Consider the following 19,236-nt stretch of genomic DNA (forward strand, 5'->3'; position numbering starts at 1 on the left):
CTCCGCTGCGTCGCGTGGGAACGACGAAGGGCCCGGTCTCTCGACCGGGCCCTTCGAATGCCGTACCCCCGACCGGATTCGAACCGGCGCTACCGCCTTGAGAGGGCGGCGTGCTAGGCCGCTACACAACGGGGGCTTGCAGGTGTTGCTCCGAGGAGCAACGGAGCTGAACTCTAGCGGTGCCGGAGTGACGCTCCAAATCCGGGCCCGAGGGCCTGGATCTCGCTGGGGTACTAGGACTCGAACCTAGAACAACTGAACCAGAATCAGCCGTGTTGCCAATTACACCATACCCCATGGGGGTATCGGATCGCTCCGATGAACCCGCGCGGTCCGGCCGTGGATCTCTTCCGAACCGACCCCGAACGTTACACGCGGGGAGGCGGCGCGGCCAAAACGGGGTCCCCCGCCGGGGGCGGCAGCGGTGCTCCCCCGACCGGGGGCCCGGTGTCGACCAGGCCCATGGCCCGGGCCACCCAGCTCGCCAGTCCGAGGTAGACCAGCGACTGCGTCAGCGTGGAGAGGATCATCCACCAGCTGCTGCCTCCCTCGGCGTTGAGTGCGGTGGTCAGGTCGCCGAAGGCCAGCGCCAGTCCGAATGCGAGGAAGTTGTTGAGCACGTGCATCGCGATGGGTGCCTCGAGGCCGCCCGTGCGGATGACGAGGATGCCGGCGACGACGCCGAAGGCGAACCGGTCGAAGAAGACGGGCCAGTCCTGGGAGAGGCCGTGGAACAGGGCGAAGATCAGCGCCGGCCCCAGCACGGCCAGCGCCTGCGAGGCCCACCGGGGCCAGACCAGCGAGCCGAACGCCTGGGTGAGGTAACCCCGGAACAGGTACTCCTCGCCCGCGGCCTGCAGGGGCGTGAGAAGGAGGATGACGACCAAGAAGTCGCGTGTCTGGGTGGTGAAGTCGTTCACCGTGCCGGCCGGCATGTCACCGGCCTGCACCGGCAGCAGCATGGCGACGCCCAGCGAGGCGACGAGGGCGACGACCGAGAGGCCCAGGCACACCAGGAGGTAGCGCCACCGCAGGCGCGGCGCCACCGAGGACACCCAGCGGGGCTTGAGGCGGTGCAGCCACCACGTCACCAGGAAGGTCAGCGGGATGGCCGCGGCGATGATGACGTTGAGCAGCGCGAGCCCGGCCGGCGTGGCCTCTCCCGTCACGTCGAGGACGTCGGACGCCTCCTGGGTGGTGCTGCCCGTGGCCAGCAGGGTGACGAACGCGACACCTCCCGCCACGAGGGGCACCACGCCGAAGACGAGCACGAGCAGCAGCACGGCGCCGACGAGCGAGCGCCACCAGCCGGGCCGGCCCACGCGGTGCAGCTCGTGGTAGCGCGGCCGGAAGTCGGGCGGGAGCGGTCTGGCCATGGTCAGCCGGACATCGCGTCGTGGAGACGCGCCAGCGACCGCTCGCGGCCCAGCAGCTCCATCGACTCGAAGAGGGGCGGGCTGACCTTCTTGCCGCTCACCGCGATGCGGACGGGCCCGAAGGCGACCCGCGGCTTGAGGCCGAGGCCGTCGATCAGCGTCGCGCGCAGGGCCTCGTCGATGTTGGCGGTGCTCCACGTGTCGAGCCCGGCGAGGGCGTCGTACGCCGCCTTGACGACGTCCCTGGCGGCGTCGTCGAGCTCCTCCTCGCGCCGGAAGTCGGCCTCGTCGACGAAGAGGAAGCCCAGCATGGGCGCGGCCTCGGTGAGCTTGTTGATGCGCTCGGCCACCAGCGGCATCGCCAGCTCGAGCATCTGCGCGTCGGCATCGGTGACCGGGTCGCCCACGACGCCGGCCTCCTTGAGGAAGGGCAGCACCCGGTGGGTGATCTCGTCGATGGAGAGCAGCCGCATCTGCGCGGTGTTGATGGCCTCGGCCTTCTTGAGGTCGAACCGCGCGGGGTTGGGGTTCACGTCCTTGATGTCGAACTTCTCGACCATCTCCCCCAGCGTGAAGACGTCGCGGTCGGCCGCGATGGACCAGCCCAGGAGGGCGAGGTAGTTGAGCAGCCCCTCGGGCAGGAAGCCCTGCTCCCGGTAGAGCGCCATGTGCGCCTGCGGGTCACGCTTCGAGAGCTTCTTGTTGCCCTCGCCCATGACGTAGGGCAGGTGACCGAACTCCGGCGTGGTCCTCGCGACGCCGAGCTCCTTGAGCGCGTCGAAGAGGGCGATCTGGCGCGGGGTGCTCGAGAGCAGGTCCTCGCCGCGCAGCACGTGGGTGATCTCCATCGTGGCGTCGTCCACCGGTGCGGTCAGGGTGTAGAGCGGGTCGCCGTTGGCGCGGCACAGCGCGAAGTCGGGCACGTGCTCGGTCTCGAAGGTGATGTCGCCGCGGACCAGGTCGTCCCACGTGATCGAGCCGTCGGGCATGCGGAACCGGACGATCGACGTGCGACCTTCCGCCTCGAAGGCCGCCCGCTGCTCGTCGCTGAGCTCGCGGCAGAAGCCGTCGTAGCCCATCACCTTCGAGCCGCTCGCCTTGCGGCGTGCCTCGACCTCGTCGTTGGTGCAGAAGCAGTCGTAGGTGTACGACGACTCGCGCAGCCGGGTGAGCACGTCGGCGTAGATCTCGGTGCGCTCGGACTGGCGGTAGGGGCCGTACGCCCCGCCGACCACGACGCCTTCGTCCCAGCTGAGGCCGAGCCACTGCATGAGGTCGATGAGCGAGTCGTACGACTCCTCGGTGTTGCGGGCCTTGTCGGTGTCCTCGATGCGGAAGACGAACGTGCCGCCGTGGTGGCGCGCGAACGCCCAGTTGTAGAGGGCGGTGCGGGCGAGGCCGACGTGCGGCGAGCCCGTCGGGGACGGGGCCATGCGGACGCGTACGGGGGTGCTCATGCTGGTGCTCACGCTCTCTGGGCGACGGGGTTGGTCAGGGAGCCGATGCCGGCGATCGAGATCTCCACCTCGTCGCCCACCTCCATCGGCCCGACACCCTCGGGGGTGCCGGTCAGGATCAGGTCGCCGGGCAGCAGCGTCATCACCGACGAGACGTGCGCGACGAGGGTCGGGACGTCGAAGACCATGTCGGCGGTCGAGCCGTCCTGGACGACGTCGCCGTTGAGGAAGGTCTGCACCTGGCGGCCGTCGGCGAAGTCCTGCGGGTCGAGGTCGGTCTCGATCCACGGCCCGACCGGGCAGAAGGAGTCGAACCCCTTGGCCCGGGTGAACTGCACGTCGGAGCGCTGCAGGTCGCGCGCGGTCACGTCGTTGGCGATGGTGTAGCCGAAGATCACGTCCGTGGCCTGCTCGACGGGCACGTCGCGGCAGATCCGGCCGATCACCACGGCCAGCTCGCCCTCGTAGTGGAGGTTGCTGGTCTGCGACGGGTAGAAGATCGGGTCGCCGGGCCCCACCACCGAGGTGTTGGGCTTGAGGAACATCAGCGGCTCGGCCGGGACCTCGCCGCCCATCTCGGCGGCGTGCGCGACGTAGTTCTTGCCGATCCCGACGACCTTGCTGCGCGGGATGATCGGCGCGAGGAGGCGTACGTCGCCGAGCCGGTGCTCCTCCTCGAGGATCTTGATCCCGGCGTAGAGCGGGTCGCCGGCGAGGGCAACCACGACCGAGTCGTCGGCGGGCTGGCCGAACTCGTCGACCTCACCGGTGACGACGCCGAACCGGGGTTCCTCGCCCGTGCTGAACCGACAGATGCGCATGCGCCGAGGCTATCCAACCGGGCGGAGCCGCGACGACGCCGGGAGCGGTCAGTGACCGGCGGCTCGGTGCAGCGCGGCGAGGCTCGAGGCCACGTCGTCGACGGTCGTCGACCAGTTGCTCACGCTGACCCGCAGCACGGCACGTCCGTGCCAGCGGGAACCGGTCGTCCAGGCGGTCCCCTCGCCGAGCATCGCGTCGACGACGGCCCGGGTGCGGTTGTCGTCGCCGAAGGTGGCGCACACCTGGGTGAAGTCGACGTCGTTGAGCACCTGCGCACCCTCGATCGCCGCGATCCCCTCCGCGAACGCCGCCGCGTGGTCGCAGAACCCGTCGACGAGCTCGGCCACGCCGTCGCGCCCCAGCGCGCGGAGCACCGCCCACACGGGGAACGCGCGGCCGCGGCGGCTGATCTCGGGGACCTTGTCGAAGGGCTCGCCGGCCGCGTCGTGGATGAGGTAGTCGCCGTGCATGCCCATCGCGGCCCGCAGCGCCGCCCGGTCGCGCACGATCGCCAGCCCGCAGTCGTAGGGCACGTTGAGGGTCTTGTGGGCGTCGGTCGCCCAGGAGTCCGCGCGGTCCGCGCCCGCCAGGAGGTGCCGCCGGCGCGGCGAGGCGCCCGCGAAGAGCCCGAACGCGCCGTCGACGTGCACCCACGCACCCGCGTCGTGCGCGGCCGCGATCGTCGCGTCGAACGGGTCGAAGGCGCCGGAGTGCACGTTGCCGGCCTGGAGGCAGACCATCGTGGGCCGGCCGTCGCCGGCGTCGAGGGCCGCGGCGAGCGCGGCGGGCTCGATGCGCCCCTGGTCGTCGACCGCCACCGGCTCGGGCGCACCGAGACCGAGGTAGCGCAGGCTGAGGTCGATGGTGTCGTGGCGCTCCGCACCGACCAGGACGCGTACGCCCGGCGAGCCCACCAGCCCGGACTCGGCGACGTCCCAGCCGGCCCGGCGCAGCACCTCGTCGCGGCCGGCGGCCAGGCAGGTGAAGTTCGCCATGGTGCCGCCGGTGACGAAACCGACGGCACTGCCCGCGGGGAGGCCGAGGAGGTCGACCACCCATGCCTCCGTCACGTCCTCGACGGCGGAGTGCGCGGGCGTCAGCATCCGCAGCCCGGAGTTCTGGTCCCACGCGCTGACCAGCCAGTCGACGGCGAGCGCCGCCGGGTGGGTGCCGCCGATCACGAAGCCGAAGAACCGTCCCCCCGGCATCGCGGTGAGCCCGGGCTCGCACGCCTCGGCCAGCTCGTCCACCACCGCGACGGGATCGGTGGGGCCGTCCTGCAGGCGACGGTCGAGCCGCTCCAGCATCTGCTCCGCCGTCAGTGCCGGCGGGACCGGCCGCGCGGCGAGCGAGTCGAGCCAGCCGAGGGCGTGCTCGTGCGCCCGGTCGAGGCCGGCGGTGCGTTCCATGCGGGAAGTGTCCTCCCGACGCGACCCCACGTCGAGTGCCGTCGTACGTCGTCGAATCAGGCCGGGCCGCTCCCCCGCACTAGCCTTGGTGCAGTGCGCGTGCTGTCGACCTCCGAGTGGCGTCCCCTCGCCGAGGCCCACGCCGCCCGCGTCGACGCCTTCGTGCAGCCGCACCTCTCCCGCCGCGCCGACCAGGTCACGCACCCGGTGCACGACTTCCTCTTCACCTACTACTCGCAGCGCCCCGCGCAGCTGCGTCGCTGGCACCCCGGCTTCGGGGTCGGCCTCGAGGACGCGGAGGAGCACGCCGGCCTCAAGGGCTACGCCGGCGACCCGGTCTCCGTCACCACGGCGTACGTCGTCTCGCAGCGCCCGCTGCTCACCCAGCTGCACACCCTGCTGACGGCGACGGCCGCCCGAGCGCCGCAGCTCGGCTGCTTCGGCCTGCACGAGTGGGCGATGGTGCACCGGTCGGCGGAGCACGGCACCCGCCACGACCGGCCCCTCCGGCTCGGCGCCGAGGGCACCGACGCGGTCGTCGAGTCCCACCGGATCGCCTGCTCGCACTTCGACGCCTTCCGCTTCTTCACCCCCACCGCCCGCCCGCTCAACACGCTCCAGCCGGGCCGCGACGACCGGCCCGCCTTCGAGCAGCCCGGCTGCCTGCACGCAGGGATGGACCTCTACAAGCACGCCTTCCGGCTCACGCCGATGGTGCCCAGCGACCTGGTCGCCGACTGCTTCGAGCTGGCCCGCGACATCCGGGTCCTCGACATGCGCGCGGCGCCCTACGACCTCGCCGACCTCGGGTTCGAGCCGGTGCGGATCGAGACCGCCGAGGGCAAGCGGGAGTACGCCGAGGCGCAGCGCGTGTTCGCCGAGCGCGGGGCTCCCCTGCGGCGGCGGCTGGTCGAGGAGTGCGAGCGCCTGCTCGCAGCCGGCGAGCCTCAGAACTCGTAGCCGAAGGCCTCGATGGTGTCGGCGAAGACCGTCGCGACCCGCTGCTTGGACGCGGGCGTGTAGAGCTCGCGGTAGTGGCCGGCGGGGCGGGCGTTGCCCTTCGCGCGCGGCAGGTCGGGCTCGCCCGGCAGGCCGAGGTGGTCCCAGACCTCGCGGAGCTCGGTGTCCAGGTTCTCGTAGCGCAGCACCCGGTCGAGCGCCATCTTGCCGCGGATGCGGTAGAGGCGCCGGTTGTTGGCGAGCTGCTCGATCCAGATCTCCTGGACGTAGGCCTCGAAGTCGGGCAGCTCGGGCCGGTCCTTGTACTTCCAGTAGTAGAGGGAGACGACCGCGTCCCACGGGTTCCGCTCGATGGCGAAGGTGAAGTAGTCGTTCCACGGCTCCGCGCCGACCAGGTCGCGGGTGGCCTTGGCGCCCATGTGGTTGTAGGCCTTGCGGGGCAGCGGCGGGGACTCGAAGTTCTGCGGCCCGCGACCGCCGGCGGCCTGCCGCAGCCTCTCGTCCTCGGGACTGATCTCGGTGATGATGTCGTCGGGTCCGCACACCTTGGACAACGCGATCTCCACGCTCGTGCCCGCCGTCTTGCGGGTCTTGAGGAAGATGAAGCGGTGCTGGTGGGACGCGATCACGGGCACGACCCTATCCGTCCCACCCTGCCGGGCGGCACGGCTACGGTGGGCGCCGTGACAGAGGCCCCGGCAGCCAGCGACGAGCACTTCCGCGGCGACGACTGGTACGGCGACGACCTCGGCGCCGCGCGCTTCGTCGCGTGCACCTTCACCGACGTCGACCTGTCCGAGAGCACGTCGTCCGGTGCGACCTTCGAGCGGTGCACCTTCCACGGCGGCCGCTTCAACGCCTCGACCCACACCGCGACGGCCTTCGTCGGGTGCGACTTCCGGCGCACGTCGTTCTTCGACGCGACGCTGGAGGGCTGCAAGCTGGTCGGGTCGGTCTTCGCGGAGTGCACCCTGCGGCCCCTCACGGTCGTGGGCGGGTCCTGGCTGGGCGTCACGATCCGTGGCTCCAACCTCTCGCGCCTCGACCTCACGGGCGTCGACCTGCGCGAGGCCGACCTGTCGATGTCGGACCTCACCCTGACGACGCTCGCCCACGCCCGCCTCGACCGGGCCGTGCTGCGACAGGCGAGGCTCGACCGCACCGACCTGCGGGGCGCGAGCCTCGACGGCGTCGACCTGTCGGCGGCCGAGCTCCGGCGGACCCGGCTCGACCTCGCCGGCGCCGTGCTGCTCGCGGAGCTCCACGGGGCGGACATCGACACCTCGGCCTGAGCCAGCCGCGCGGCGCGCTCCCGCCACGTACACAGGACCCGGCCCCTGACCCGGTGCCCGGCCCGGCCCCTGACCCGAGGCGGAGGAGTGGGTTGGAGGGGGCGGTCAGGCGAGCCGGGCGCGCAGACCGTCGATGACCAGGTCGAGGCCGAGGTCGAAGTCGGGCAGCGAGTCGAGCGAGCGCTCCACGGCGCCGAGGCCGACCGCCTGGCGGGCGGTCTGCTCGTCGAAGGCGTGACCGAACACGTAGTGCACGAGGGTGCGGGACGCGACGGCGACCAGCTCGTCGGGCACGTCGGCGTCGGTGAGGATCTTCTCCATCTCCGCGACCGGTGCCGCGGCGCCGAGCCCGAAGGCCCACACCGTCGCGACGACGTCGGCACCGTCGGTGCAGGCGAGCATCGCGTGCCGCAGCTCCGAGCACACCTCGCGGAGCTGGTCGGGCCACTCCGAGGCCGTGCGCGGTCGCGCACCCCGCGCGAGAACCTCGTCGGCGACCGCCGCGAGGAGGGCCTGCTTGCTCGGGAAGTGGTGGTAGATCGCGCTCGGCTGGACCTCGAGCTCGGCCCCCAGCCGGCGCATGGTCAAGGCTGAGAGGCCGTGGGTGTCGAGCAGGGTCACGGCGTGGGCGAGCACGTCGCTGCGGCGGTGGCGCACGCACCCTCCCGGTGGCTGGACGGCGTTGACGGCTTCTTCGCCGCCACCCTAACCTGAACACCGTTCAGGTCAATCGCAGCTCCGTCAGCAAGGACCCCCCGATGTCTGCCATCACCCGGCCCGAGACCACCCCCACCTCCTCGGGCTCCGCGTCCCCCGCGCGCGACATCGCGCTCGTCGCGGCCTTCGCCGCCCTCATCAGCGCGAGCGCCTACGTCGGCGCCATCCCGGTCGGCAGCGCAGGCGTGCCCATCACGCTGCAGACCCTCACCGTGATGCTGGCTGGCTGCATCCTGGGCCCGCTGCGCGGCTTCGCGGCGGTGACGCTCTACCTCGCGCTCGGTGCCGTCGGCCTGCCGGTCTTCGCCGAGCACTCGTCGGGCATCGGCGTGTTCAGCGGTCCGAGCGGCGGCTACCTCATCGCGTTCCCGCTCGCCGCGGCCCTCGGCGGCTTCCTCGTGAAGTACGTCGCCCGCGAGCGGCGCACCCGCGCGATCGTGATCTTCGCCTGCTCGTTCACCGCGAGCGTCCTGGTCATCCACCTGCTCGGGATCCTCGGCATGATGCGCTTCTTCGACATCTCCTTCGCGGAGGCCGCCACCTACGACGCGCCGTTCTGGATCGGCGACCTGGTGAAGACGTCGCTGGTGGCGATGATCGCCGCCGAGGTGCACCGCGCGTTCCCGCAGCTGCTGCACCGCGACTGAGGTGACGTCGATCCAGCTCGATGAGGCCGCGGTCCGCGTCCCCCTCCCCGGACGGGGCGAGCGCGAGATCCTCGCCCCCACCACCCTCACGCTCACGGAGTGGCGGGTGGCCGTGATCGGCGCCAACGGCTCAGGCAAGTCGACCCTCGCGCGGCTCGTCAACGGCCTGGTCCGGCCCTCGTCCGGACGGGTGCTGGTGGACGGCCTCGACGTGGCGCGGGACGGGGCCGCCGTACGCCGCAAGGTCGGGTTCTGCTTCACCGACCCCGCGGCCCAGCTCGTCATGCCGACCTGCGTGGAGGACGTCGAGCTGTCACTGCGGCGCACCGTCGCGGACGCCGACGAGCGCCGCCGGCGCGCCATGGAGGTGCTGTCCGCCCACGGGCTCGCCGACCACGCCCACGACTCGGTGCACTCGCTGTCGGGCGGGCAGCGGCAGCTGCTCGCGCTCGCGGGCGTGCTCGCGACCGACCCGGTGGTGGTCGTCGCCGACGAGCCGACCACCCTGCTCGACCGGGCCAACACCCGCCGCGTCGCGGACCGGCTGCTCGGGCTCGAGCAGCAGCTCGTGCTCGTCACCCACGACCTCGACCTCGCCGCGCGCTGCGACCGCGTCATCGTCGTCGATGCCGCCCGGGTCGTCGCCGACGGCCGCCCGGACGAGGCGATCGTGCACTACACCGACCTGGTCGACGCGTGAGGCGGGTGAGCCGATGAGCGACCTCATGGCGGGGCTGCACCAGCCGGGCGACACGCTGCTGCACCGGCTGCCCGTCGGCGCCAAGGTGCTCGGCCTGGCTGTCCTGAGCCTGGCCATCGTGACCGTGCGCGACGTGCGGGCCGCCGTGGTGTTCCTCGCCGTGACCCTGCTGCTCGCCGCGCTCGCCCGGGTCCCGCTGCGCTCGGTCTGGCGGGCCACGCGCGGCGTGCTCGTCGTCGCGGTCGTCGCGAGCGCGTTCCAGTGGTGGTGGTACGGCGCCGAGAAGGCCGTCGAGACCTTCCTCGACCTGCTCAGCCTCGGCCTGGCGGCGCTGTCGCTGACCGCGACCACGTCCGTCAACGAGATGGTGGACGCCCTGGCCCGCTGGGCGCGACCGCTCCGCTTCGTGGGGGTCGACCCGGACCGGGTGGCACTCACCGTCGCGCTCACGATCGGCGCGCTGCCGGGGACCATCGCGATCGCGCGCGAGACCCGCGACGCGGCCCGGGCCCGCGGCCTCGACCGCGACCCCCGGGCCTACCTCTCCCCCTTCGTCATCCGTGTCGTCGCCCGCGCCCACGAGTCGGGCGACGCGCTCCACGCACGCGGGATCGGCGACTGATCAGTCGAGGGGCTGGGCGAGGAACCACCGGTGCCCGAACGGGTCGCGGAACACCGCCACCCGGCCCGCGGGCGGGCTGTCCTCCGGCCCGCGGTCGAGCGTCACGCCCGAGGCGACCACCCGGTCGCAGGTCGCGTCGACGTCGTCGACCCGCAGGTGGAGCGAGACGTCGGCGCCCCGCGAGGGGTCGGGCGCCGCCACCCCGGCGGAGTCGAACTCGTCCGACATCATCCAGCGGCCGTCGCCGACCGCGAGCTCGACGTGGCCGACCCGGCCGTCGTCCATCACGATCGGCTCGAGCACGACCTCGGCGCCCAGCACGTCGACGTACCACTGGATCGCGGCCCGCGCGTCCGAGACGCAGAGGTACGGCGTCAGCTCGCCCATGGCGTCACCTCACCAGCCGGGCGGGCGCCTGTCCACCCATGGCGCGGCCGCCTCGACCTGCGCCGCCAGCGAGAGGAGCAGCTCCTCCTCGGCCGGGCGGGCAGCGAGCATCACGCCGACCGGGAGGCCGTCGCCGGTCCAGTGCAGCGGCAGCGACACCGCGGGCATGCCGGTGACGTTCCAGGCGCTCGTCCACGGCGTGAACGCCTTCTGGGCCGCGAAGTCGCTCGCCGGGTCGGCGTCGTCGCGCAGCGCACCGACCTCGACCGGCGGGCTCGCGAGGGTCGGCGTGAGGACGACGTCGTAGGGCGCCAGCGCGGTGAGAGCCGCGGCGGCGTGCTGCCGGAGCCGGCCGATGGCGAGCCCGAACTCGGGTCCGCTGACGGCGTGGCCGAGCCCGCTGAGCCACCGGGTGAGCGGGCGGAGGCGGTCCTCGCGGCCGGGCGGTGCGGGCGAGAGGGCGGTCAGCACCGCCCAGCAGGTCTCGAAGTCGGCGACGGCCTCGCGCGGGATCGGGACCGGCACGTCCTCGACGTCGTGGCCGAGGTCCTCGAGCAGGCGTGAGGCGTCGTCCCACGCGGTCACCGACGACGGGTGGACGTCGACGTCGGCGATGACAGGCGTGAGGAAGCGCGCGACCCGCAGCCGGCCCGGCTCGCGGTCGCAGGCGTCGAGGAACGTGCCCGACGACTCGGGCGCCCAGAACGGGTCACCGACGCGCCGCCCGGCGAGCACGTCGAGGAGCGCCGCGGCGTCGCGCACGCTGCGGGCGAGGGTGCCCGCCGTCGCGAGCCCGACCGGGTCGCCGTAGCGCGGCGCACCGCTGATCCGGCCGCGCGAGGGCTTGAGGCCGACGAGGCCGCAGCACGACGCCGGGATCCGGATCGAGCCGCCGCCGTCGGAGCCGGGCGCGACGGGCAGCAGCCCCGCCGCGACGGCCGCGGCGGCGCCGCCGGACGAGCCGCCGGCGGTGCGGGTGGTGTCCCACGGCGTGACCGCCGGCGGGGCGACGTCGGGCTCGGTGTAGCAGGGCGAGCCGAACTCGGGCGTGCTCGTCTTGCCCAAGCTCGGCAGGCCGGCCGCCTCGACGGTCAGGACGAGGTCGTCGGACTCCTCGGGCACGAAGTCGTCGTAGGCCGCGGAGCCGAAGGTGGTGCGGACCCCGGCCGTCGGGTGGAGGTCCTTGATGCCCGTCGGGACGCCCCAGAGCGGACCCGCGTCCGTGGGGCGCCCCTCCTCGGCCAGCCGGCGCGCGTGGTCGCGCGCCTGCTCGTGGGTGGTCGTGATGAACGCGCCCACCGTGTCGGCTCGGTCGGCGTAGTGCTCGACCAGCTCGAGCGGCGACACCTCGCGGCGGCGTACGGCGTCACCCTGCTCGAGCGCGGTCAGGTCGTGGAGCACACCGGCGAACCTACCGCCGGCGATGGCGAGGAGGTCGCCCAGCGGCCTGTCACAGCGCCGCCGATCCGCCTGTAACGCCGGGTTAGGTCGTCTACCCACCTGGATATATCCCAGTGGGTACAAGCACTAACCCGGCGTTACAGCGTCACGTCGGCGCCCACGACGTGGGCCGTCCCCGATGGGCGGCAGGTCAGGCCGCGATCTCGACCTCGTGCGCGACGAGGGCGTCGAGGGCGCCGAGGAAGCGCTGCACGGCCTCCTCGTTCTCCAGCGGGTCACCGTCGAGGGCGGGCTCGTCGACGACGATGCCCTCCACCACGACGGCTCCGGCGATGGTGGCCGAGTGGCGGGCGTGCTCGTGCGACCACTTGCCGCCGTACGGCGTGGGGGTGGCACCGATGGCCGCGAAGGGCTTGCCGACGATGGCGCCCTGGCCGTAGGGCCGCGACAGCCAGTCGATCGCGTTGTTGAGCACGGCCGGCATGGTGCCGTTGTACTCCGGCGTCACGGCGAGCACGCGGTCGGCACTGGCGACGGCCTCGCGGAGGGCGGTCGCGGCGGCGGGAGCCGACTCGCCGTCGATCTCCTCGTTGTAGAACGGGACGGCGTCGATGCCCTCGACGACGTCGACGGTGACGCCCGCGGGGGCGTGGTCGCGGAGGTGCTCGGCGATGCGACGGTTGAGCGAACCGGCGCGGTAGGAACCGAGGAGGACGGCGACACGGGTCTGCTTCTGAGTGGTCATGCTCCTCGAAACGGACCGTGGTCCGTTTCTATTCCGTGCGGCCCGACATTCCTCCGACCTAGGCTGGGGGCGTGACCCGTCTCCTGCCGCTGGCCGACGAGCCTGCGCCGGAGCGGGCCGACGCGGCACGCAACCGCGAGGCGATCCTCACAGCGGCGCTGCGCCTCGTGGAGACCCGGGGCGTCGGCTGCGTGACGATGGACACCGTCGCGGCGGAGGCGGGCGTCGGCAAGGGCACGCTGTTCCGGCGCTTCGAGAGCCGCGAGGGCCTGATGGCCGCGGTCCTCAACGAGTCCGAGACGGCTTGGCAGGCCCGTGTGATCTCGGGTCCCCCGCCGCTCGGGCCGGGGGCTCCGCCCCTGGAGCGACTCCTGGCGTTCGGTCACTCGCGGATGCGCGTCAACGTCACCCACGGCGACCTCATCCGGGCCGCGACCGGCCATGACCCGGTGCGCTCGCGGGCGGCCGCGGGCTTCGCCCTCATGCACGTCCGCCACCTGCTCGGCCAGCTCGAGGTCACGGGCGACCTGCGCTTCCTGGCGTTCGCGCTGCTCGCCCCGCTGGAGGCGATGGCGCTCGAGCAGCAGCGGGTCGACGGGATCAGCCTCGAGCAGATCGAGCGGGCCTGGGACGACCTCGTGGCACGCGTGGTCGGCTGAGCCCGGACGCCGCCGGGCTCGACGCCGAGCCGCTCCTCAGCGGTGCTGCCGGCGCAGGCCGAAGGCCAGGCCGTCGACGAGCGCACCCCACGACGCCTCGATGACGTTGGCGCCGACGCCGACGGTGACCCAGGACGACTCCCCGTCGGTGGTCTCGATGAGCACGCGGGTGATGGCGTCGGTGCCGTGGCCCTGGTCGAGGATGCGGACCTTGTAGTCGATCAGCTCGAACTTCGCGACCTCGGGGAAGGCCTGCCCGATCGCCTCGCGCAGCGCCGCGTCGAGGGCGTTGACCGGGCCGTTGCCCTCGCCGGTGACGACGTAGCGCACGCCCTCCGACCGCAGCTTCACGGTCGCCTCGGAGACGGCCTCGCCGTCGGTGCGGGTCTCGGTGATGACGCGCCAGGACTCGACGTCGAAGTACGACGGGCGCGCGCCCTCCACCTCCTCGGCGAGCAGCAGCTCGAACGAGGCGTCGGCGGCCTCGAAGGTGTAGCCCCGCTGCTCGAGCTCCTTGACCCGGTCGGTCACCCGCGTGACGAGGTCGCGGTCGTCGGACAGGTCGTAGCCGAGCTCACGGCCCTTCAGCTCGATCGAGGCGCGCCCGGCCATGTCGGAGACGAGCAGGCGCATGTCGTTGCCGACGACGAGCGGGTCGAGGTGCTGGTAGAGGTCGGGGTCGACCTTGATGGCGCTGGCGTGGAGGCCGGCCTTGTGGGCGAACGCCGACGTGCCGACGTACGGCTGGCGCGACGCCGGCGGCACGTTGGTGACCTCGGCCACGGCGTGCGCGATGCGGGTCGCCTCGCGCAGGAGGCCCTGGGGCAGGACCGTGCGGTCGAGCTTGAGCTCCAGGTTGGCGACGACGGTGACGAGGTCGGCGTTGCCGGTGCGCTCGCCGTAGCCGTTGATGCAGCCCTGCACGTGCGTCGCGCCCGCGGCGACGGCGGCCAGCGAGTTGGCGACCGCGCAGCCGCTGTCGTTGTGGGCGTGGATGCCGACGCGGGCGCCCGTGGTCTCGAGCACGTCGAGCACGACGTCGGACACCCAGTCGGGCAGCATGCCGCCGTTGGTGTCGCACAGGGCGACCACCTCCGCGCCGGCCTCGGCCGCCGTGCGCAGCACCTCGAGGGCGTACGCCCGGTTGGCGCGGTAGCCGTCGAAGAAGTGCTCGGCGTCGAGGAAGACGGTCTGCCCCTCCTCGCGCAGGTGCGTGACCGTGTCGCGGACCATGGCGAGGTTCTCCTCGAGCGTCGTGCGCAGCGCGAGCTCGACGTGGCGGTCGTGGGACTTGGCGACGAGCGTGACGACGCCCGCGCCGGAGTCGCGGAGGGCGGCCACGAGCGGGTCGTCGGCGGCCCGTACGCCGGCCCGGCGGGTGGCGCCGAAGGCCGCGAGCCGTGCGTGGCGCAGGTCGAGCTCCTCGCGGGCACGGCGGAAGAACTCGGTGTCCTTGGGGTTCGCACCCGGCCAGCCGCCCTCGATGTAGCCCACGCCGAGGCCGTCGAGCTGCTTGGCGATGCTCAGCTTGTCGGCGACCGAGAGGTTCAGGCCCTCCTGCTGGGCGCCGTCGCGCAGGGTGGTGTCGTAGACGTGGAACGAGCCGTGCAGGTCCATCGGAGGTCTCTCGGTCGCGGATCGGGGCGGATGTCGGGGCAGAAAAAAACCTCCTGGGGTGCAGGAGGTAGGCGCGGCGGGGAGTCCCGTCGCGCTAGGCAATGATGATGGTGCTGATGGTCACGACCTCATCGTGCCACCGATCCGGCGCTCTTGAGACGGACGTCTCGGCATCCGGTCGGCGTCCGCTCGCCACCCGCGACGACGCCCCGGGTGCCACCCCCCACGAGTGACACCCGGGGCACGCCATTCCCCCCAGTGGTGGGCCAAGTCCACCGCCTCCGCCGGACAGCGACCACGAACAGCGACCCGCACACTTCTCGTACAGTTCGCCGGCTCCGCGCGGCCCGGTCCGGCCAGCGCGACTCAGCCGATTGCGCGGTACTCCGTCCAGGCCAGCTGCATCCGGGCGGCCTGCCCGGCGGTGAACTGCGTCATGCAGGAGTCGTAGGTGTAGTCCATGAAGTTGGTGATCGGGTCGACTCCGCCACCGGCGCACGTGTCGCGCCCGACCGGGCACTGGAAGGCCGGCGAGGCCTCGGGCGCGGTGTCGGCGACGTAGTCGCCCGGCTCGGAGCACCCACCCTGGAACGTGTGGTAGAGCTCGAGCCAGTGGCCGACCTCGTGCGTCGCCGTGTCGCCCTCGCCGTAGGTCGCGTAGGCCCGGCTGTCGCCGGTGTCGTTGGGTACCGAGGGCAGCGTGCGGAAGTCGATGACCACGCCGTCGCGGTACCTCGGGAGCGGGTTGCCACCCGTGGCAGCGGGGTCGAAGTCGGACGGGAAGGTCGCCCAGCCGAGGAGCGACTGGCCCAGCGACGCCGAGTAGATGTTGAGGGTCTCCGTCGTGCTGTCGCCGTAGAGAGCCTGCTTCATCTTCATCTCCTTGCTGCTCCCTCGGAACCGCTGCGGCTCGGCCCCGTTGGGATAGATCATGTTGAACCACTGGGGCTCGTAGGTGCGGGTGACCCGCTCGAGCACGAAGGAGAAGCCGTGCGGGGCGTAGGCCTCGTTGAGCACCCGGATCTGCTCGGCGATGCGGGCGTCGGAGAGGTCGCCGCCCTCCTGCCCGCGGTCCTTGGCGATCACGTGGAAGCGCACGGGGATGGTCACGGGCGCGAACGCGGCCGGTGCGGCCGCGGCACCGGGCTTGCCCCGCGCGGACGTGCGCGCCGCCCGTGCGGACCTCATCGCCCCGGCCAGGGGGTCCTTGTGCACGACGTGGAGGTCGTCGCGCGGGATCGTGCCGGCGGGTGCGGCGGCGACGTCGCCGTAGTCGATGCAGTCGGTGGGCTTGTCCTTGGCCGGCGCGCCGGACGACGGCGTCGACATGCCCAGCCCGAGGGCCAGTGCAGTGACGGCGACGCCGAGTCGGCGTACGGCAAGGGTGCTGCGCAGGTGCATGGGGTCCCCTCACGTGGTCGGTTGGAGGGACCGTAAGCCCGTCGAGGCGCTTCGGAGAAGACCCACCTTGGGGTGGGTCCGGCGCCTCGACGACGCGAGGGCCCCCGACCGGGTGGTCGGGGGCCCTCGTCGGGGGCGCTCGTCGGGGGCTCAGTCCAGCCCGTCGGGCTCCTCGTCCACGACCTCGCCGTCGAGGAGCAGGGGGTCCTCGTCCTGCGGGTCGTCGACCACGTGCACGGCCGCCTCCTCGGCTCCGGCCGCGGCACCGTCGATGCCGACGTCCTCGGCGACGAGGTCCTTCTCGGTGTCGGTCCGCACGCCCTCGTCGGCGGCCACGAGCCGTCCCGCGCGCTCGCCCTCGGCGCCCTCGACGTCGGCCTGGACGGCCTCGCCCTCGGTGGAGTCCTCTGCCACCATCGCGGCGAGGTCGCCACGCGCGGCCTCCTCGTCGGCGACCTCGTAGGGGTCGGGCTCGGCGACCTCCTGCTCGACCCGCTGGTCGAGCGACTCGCCCAGGCTCTCCTCGAGCGGGGTGTTGCCGTAGCCCTGCGCCGCCGACCACTTCTCGGGCGGCGAGTAGCCCTCGTCGAGCGGCTCCGCGAGACCGCGGTCGTCGACGAGGCTGTCGCCCTCGCCCTGCGGCTGGTCCTCGTCGTCGACGCTGTAGCCGTGGTAGCTCTCGCCGTCGGTGGTGTCCCCGGTGACGTCGACCGCGGGATCGGTGCCGATCTCGCTGCTGATGTCGGGCTGGTCCGGGCTCATCGGTCCTCCTGCTGTCGGGTGCGTTGACCCGCTAGGTACCCCGGTCGGGCCTGCCTGAACGGCGAGGTCCGTCACAACCAGCCGGGCAGCCGCACGTCGGAGAACGGCGCCGAGTCGTACGGCGCCCAGCTGGTGCCCTGCGCCGACGCGGCGGCGGCGAGCCCGGACCCGGCGGCCGCGACGAGCGGCGTGACGAGCAGCCACGGCACCGCACGGCGGGCGAGCGGGTCGACGAGACGGTGGACGGGCGAGCGCAGCCGCTCCGAGCCCGGGCCCCACCAGGTGGACAGGGCGAACATGCCGCCGATCACGGCGAGCGACGTGGGGAGCGACAGCGAGGCCGCGAAGCAGAGCAGGGCCACCGCGCAGGCGATGCCCGCGCTCCAGAGGAACAGCAGCAGCGCGCCGCTGAGCCCGGCGACCGCGTGCCAGGGCGCGGCGAGCAGCACCTGGATGCCGTCGTACCACTTCGCCCCGCGACGGTCGCGCCGGCTGCCCGCGGAGGACGCCGCGAGCGAGCCGCTGCGCAGCAGCCAGACGGCGACGAAGAGGACGGCGAGCGCGACGTAGGGCGCGAACGTGATGGCGCCCGCGACCACACCGCCGACGGCGAGGAGCGTCAGCGTGCGTCGGAGCCGCTGACCGGCCGGGACGTGCGGGCGCGCGGGCGGCCCGTAGTCGGCGACGTGCTCCGTCGAGCCGTCGGGCAGCACGCGGGTCTGCCGGTGCGGCAGCGTGCCGGCGTCGCCCCACCCGGTCGTCTCGTCGTGGTCAGGACCGTCGTCACCCGGCCGGTCCCAGTCGTGGGACCAGTGGACGGGCTCGGCCTCGGGCCGTGCGTAGGACGGTGCGGTGAAGGGCGCGGCCGGCTGGGCCACGGCCGCGGCGCTGCCGACGCGGGTCGGCGCCTCGAGGTCCTGGCGGACACCCGCGACGTAGGGAAGCGTGACCGGGGCGGGCGTGCGAGCCTCACGCGCGTCGGGCTCGGGCGAGCCCAGGTCCTCGAGCCAGTCGCGGACCTCCTCCAGCGTCGGGCGGTCCGCGGGCTCCGGCGCGAGCGCCTCCTCGACGAGCTCCATCACCCCGGGGTCCAGGCCCGCGAGGTCGTGCTCACCGCGGCGGACGCGGTCCATGACCGCCACCGACGGACCGCGGCCGTAGGGTGCGCGGCCGGTGCCGGCGTACGCCACCGTGGCCGCCCACGCGTGGACGTCGGACGCGACGGTGGCGTCGTCGCCGTAGAGGATCTCCGGGGCGAGGTAGCCCGGCGTGCCGAGCAGCCAGCCGTTCATCGTGATGCGCGAGTCCTCGGCGACGCGAGCCAGGCCGAAGTCGATGAGGATGGGCGTGCGGCCCTCCATGATGACGTTGGACGGCTTGACGTCGCGGTGCAGCACGCCGACCGAGTGGACCGCCTCGAGCGCCTCGGCGAGGCAGTCGGCGAACCACAGCAGGTCGCCGCCCTCGAGGGCGCCCTCCTCCTGCACGTGGTCGTGCAGCGACAGACCGGGCACGTAACGCGTGGCGACGAAGGGGATCTCGCCGAACGGGTCGGCGTCGACGATCTCGGCGATGCGACGGCTGCGGATGCGGCTCAGCGAGCTGACCTCGCGTGCCAGGCGGCGCCGGGCCTCGTCGTCGCCGACGACGTGCGGGCGCAGGACCTTGATCGCCACCGGTCGCTCCCCCGGCTTCTGCCCCAGGTGGACCACACCCATCCCGCCCTCACCGAGGCGGGCACGCAACGCGTAGCCGCCGACGGTCAACCCGGGCGGCGGCGCCTTCGGGGACGTCGTCACGGCACGAGGATACGGCGGGAGCCGGGCGTTCCCCCGGTCCCGGACCCCGCGTCGCGCGCCGCTGTCGCACCCGTGGGCGACGATGGAGGGGTGGAGGACGTACGACGGCGCCTGGCGCACGAGCGCGAGCAGGCGCTCGCGCGGCTGGCCAGCCTGACCGGCGACCACGAGTCCATCGTGGCGGCCTCCCTCGACACCAACGCCGACGACGAGCACGACCCCGAGGGCGCGACGATCGCCTTCGAGCGCTCGCAGATCGGCGCCCTCGTGCGCCAGGTGCGGCACCACGTGGCCGAGGTCGACGCGGCGCTCGACCGCGTCGAGGACGGGTCCTACGGCGTGTGCGAGTCCTGCGGGGGCGACATCGGCGCGGCGCGGCTCGAGGCCCTGCCGGCGGCGCGCACGTGCATCGGGTGTGCGTCCCGCCGGGCGTAGCTCCTCGGGGTCCGGCTCATCGCCGCAT

20 protein-coding genes and 2 tRNA genes are annotated in these 19,236 nt (G+C 73.1%); 7 read left to right on the forward strand and 15 right to left on the reverse strand.

The features are described from left to right. Nucleotides 1-63: 63 nt before the first annotated feature. From NYO98_RS15675 to NYO98_RS15700, 6 genes are all read right to left on the reverse strand, one after another. Nucleotides 64-136, reverse strand: a tRNA-Glu gene (locus tag NYO98_RS15675). Between the two features lie 89 nt (nucleotides 137-225). Continuing rightward, nucleotides 226-297 (reverse strand) — tRNA-Gln (locus tag NYO98_RS15680). A gap of 71 nt (nucleotides 298-368) precedes the next feature. Continuing rightward, nucleotides 369-1,376 carry a CPBP family intramembrane glutamic endopeptidase gene (locus NYO98_RS15685; protein ID WP_268112669.1) on the reverse strand — a complete coding sequence of 336 codons (1,008 nt, stop codon included), beginning with the start codon at nucleotides 1,374-1,376 and terminating at the stop codon, nucleotides 369-371. A gap of 2 nt (nucleotides 1,377-1,378) precedes the next feature. Then, on the reverse strand, nucleotides 1,379-2,833 hold the full coding sequence (gene gltX, locus NYO98_RS15690) for a glutamate--tRNA ligase (RefSeq protein WP_268112670.1): 1,455 nt from the start codon (nucleotides 2,831-2,833) through the stop codon (nucleotides 1,379-1,381). An 8-nt stretch (nucleotides 2,834-2,841) separates the two neighbouring features. After that, nucleotides 2,842-3,654 (reverse strand): fumarylacetoacetate hydrolase family protein, encoded by an 813-nt coding sequence (locus NYO98_RS15695; RefSeq protein ID WP_268112671.1) that lies wholly within the window; start codon nucleotides 3,652-3,654, stop codon nucleotides 2,842-2,844. Nucleotides 3,655-3,702: 48 nt separating this feature from the next. Next, nucleotides 3,703-5,064 (reverse strand): pyridoxal phosphate-dependent decarboxylase family protein, encoded by a 1,362-nt coding sequence (locus NYO98_RS15700; protein WP_268112672.1) that lies wholly within the window; start codon nucleotides 5,062-5,064, stop codon nucleotides 3,703-3,705. 93 nt (nucleotides 5,065-5,157) lie between these two features. Between NYO98_RS15700 and NYO98_RS15705 the strand changes: the two genes are divergently transcribed. After that, a complete protein-coding gene (locus NYO98_RS15705) occupies nucleotides 5,158-6,024 on the forward strand; it encodes a 3-methyladenine DNA glycosylase (RefSeq protein ID WP_268112673.1) in 867 nt (288 codons plus the stop codon). On the opposite strand, the gene NYO98_RS15710 is transcribed toward NYO98_RS15705, so the two are convergent. After that, nucleotides 6,012-6,653, reverse strand: a complete 642-nt coding sequence (locus tag NYO98_RS15710; protein ID WP_268112674.1) for a sulfotransferase family protein — start codon at nucleotides 6,651-6,653, stop codon at nucleotides 6,012-6,014. The genes NYO98_RS15705 and NYO98_RS15710 overlap by 13 nt on opposite strands. 54 nt (nucleotides 6,654-6,707) lie before the next feature. Between NYO98_RS15710 and NYO98_RS15715 the strand changes: the two genes are divergently transcribed. After that, entirely contained in the window at nucleotides 6,708-7,316 is a 609-nt protein-coding gene (locus NYO98_RS15715) for a pentapeptide repeat-containing protein (protein ID WP_268112675.1), read from the forward strand. A gap of 105 nt (nucleotides 7,317-7,421) precedes the next feature. Here the strand turns inward: NYO98_RS15715 and NYO98_RS15720 are convergent, their stop codons facing one another. Continuing rightward, nucleotides 7,422-7,973: a TetR/AcrR family transcriptional regulator gene (locus NYO98_RS15720; RefSeq protein WP_268112676.1), complete on the reverse strand. Its 552-nt coding sequence runs from the start codon at nucleotides 7,971-7,973 to the stop codon at nucleotides 7,422-7,424. 101 nt (nucleotides 7,974-8,074) lie between these two features. Between NYO98_RS15720 and NYO98_RS15725 the strand changes: the two genes are divergently transcribed. From NYO98_RS15725 to NYO98_RS15735, 3 genes are read left to right on the forward strand one after another with little or no spacing between them, the layout of a single operon-like run. Next, a complete protein-coding gene (locus NYO98_RS15725) occupies nucleotides 8,075-8,680 on the forward strand; it encodes a biotin transporter BioY (protein WP_268112677.1) in 606 nt (201 codons plus the stop codon). Between the two features lies 1 nt (nucleotide 8,681). Further along, the gene (locus NYO98_RS15730) at nucleotides 8,682-9,380 is read left to right on the forward strand and encodes an energy-coupling factor ABC transporter ATP-binding protein (RefSeq protein WP_268112678.1); all 699 of its coding nucleotides are present in this window, start codon (nucleotides 8,682-8,684) and stop codon (nucleotides 9,378-9,380) included. Nucleotides 9,381-9,393: 13 nt separating this feature from the next. Next, on the forward strand, nucleotides 9,394-10,002 hold the full coding sequence (locus tag NYO98_RS15735) for an energy-coupling factor transporter transmembrane component T family protein (protein WP_268112679.1): 609 nt from the start codon (nucleotides 9,394-9,396) through the stop codon (nucleotides 10,000-10,002). On the opposite strand, the gene NYO98_RS15740 is transcribed toward NYO98_RS15735, so the two are convergent. The 3 genes from NYO98_RS15740 to NYO98_RS15750 form a co-directional block, all read right to left on the reverse strand. Beyond that, the gene (locus NYO98_RS15740; RefSeq protein WP_268112680.1) at nucleotides 10,003-10,389 is read right to left on the reverse strand and encodes a VOC family protein; all 387 of its coding nucleotides are present in this window, start codon (nucleotides 10,387-10,389) and stop codon (nucleotides 10,003-10,005) included. 9 nt (nucleotides 10,390-10,398) lie between these two features. Continuing rightward, the gene (locus NYO98_RS15745; protein WP_268112681.1) at nucleotides 10,399-11,790 is read right to left on the reverse strand and encodes an amidase; all 1,392 of its coding nucleotides are present in this window, start codon (nucleotides 11,788-11,790) and stop codon (nucleotides 10,399-10,401) included. A 190-nt stretch (nucleotides 11,791-11,980) separates the two neighbouring features. Continuing rightward, the gene (locus NYO98_RS15750) at nucleotides 11,981-12,535 is read right to left on the reverse strand and encodes an NADPH-dependent FMN reductase (RefSeq protein WP_268112682.1); all 555 of its coding nucleotides are present in this window, start codon (nucleotides 12,533-12,535) and stop codon (nucleotides 11,981-11,983) included. A gap of 71 nt (nucleotides 12,536-12,606) precedes the next feature. Between NYO98_RS15750 and NYO98_RS15755 the strand changes: the two genes are divergently transcribed. Beyond that, nucleotides 12,607-13,194: a TetR/AcrR family transcriptional regulator gene (locus tag NYO98_RS15755; RefSeq protein ID WP_268112683.1), complete on the forward strand. Its 588-nt coding sequence runs from the start codon at nucleotides 12,607-12,609 to the stop codon at nucleotides 13,192-13,194. 36 nt (nucleotides 13,195-13,230) lie between these two features. Here NYO98_RS15755 and cimA read toward each other — a convergent pair whose 3' ends face one another. The 4 genes from cimA to NYO98_RS15775 form a co-directional block, all read right to left on the reverse strand. Then, nucleotides 13,231-14,811: a citramalate synthase gene (cimA, locus tag NYO98_RS15760; protein WP_268112684.1), complete on the reverse strand. Its 1,581-nt coding sequence runs from the start codon at nucleotides 14,809-14,811 to the stop codon at nucleotides 13,231-13,233. A gap of 366 nt (nucleotides 14,812-15,177) precedes the next feature. Beyond that, the gene (locus NYO98_RS15765; RefSeq protein ID WP_268112685.1) at nucleotides 15,178-16,212 is read right to left on the reverse strand and encodes a zinc metalloprotease; all 1,035 of its coding nucleotides are present in this window, start codon (nucleotides 16,210-16,212) and stop codon (nucleotides 15,178-15,180) included. A gap of 150 nt (nucleotides 16,213-16,362) precedes the next feature. Then, entirely contained in the window at nucleotides 16,363-16,974 is a 612-nt protein-coding gene (locus NYO98_RS15770) for a DUF5709 domain-containing protein (protein ID WP_268112686.1), read from the reverse strand. Nucleotides 16,975-17,045: 71 nt separating this feature from the next. Next, nucleotides 17,046-18,773, reverse strand: coding sequence for a serine/threonine protein kinase (locus NYO98_RS15775; protein ID WP_268112687.1), 1,728 nt, complete (start codon nucleotides 18,771-18,773; stop codon nucleotides 17,046-17,048). A 72-nt stretch (nucleotides 18,774-18,845) separates the two neighbouring features. Between NYO98_RS15775 and NYO98_RS15780 the strand changes: the two genes are divergently transcribed. Next, nucleotides 18,846-19,208, forward strand: a complete 363-nt coding sequence (locus NYO98_RS15780) for a TraR/DksA family transcriptional regulator (RefSeq protein WP_268112688.1) — start codon at nucleotides 18,846-18,848, stop codon at nucleotides 19,206-19,208. Nucleotides 19,209-19,236: the final 28 nt, after the last annotated feature.

Origin of the sequence: Nocardioides pini, from assembly GCF_026712185.1 — a bacterium.
GTDB classification, from domain to species: Bacteria; Actinomycetota; Actinomycetes; order Propionibacteriales; family Nocardioidaceae; genus Nocardioides; species Nocardioides pini.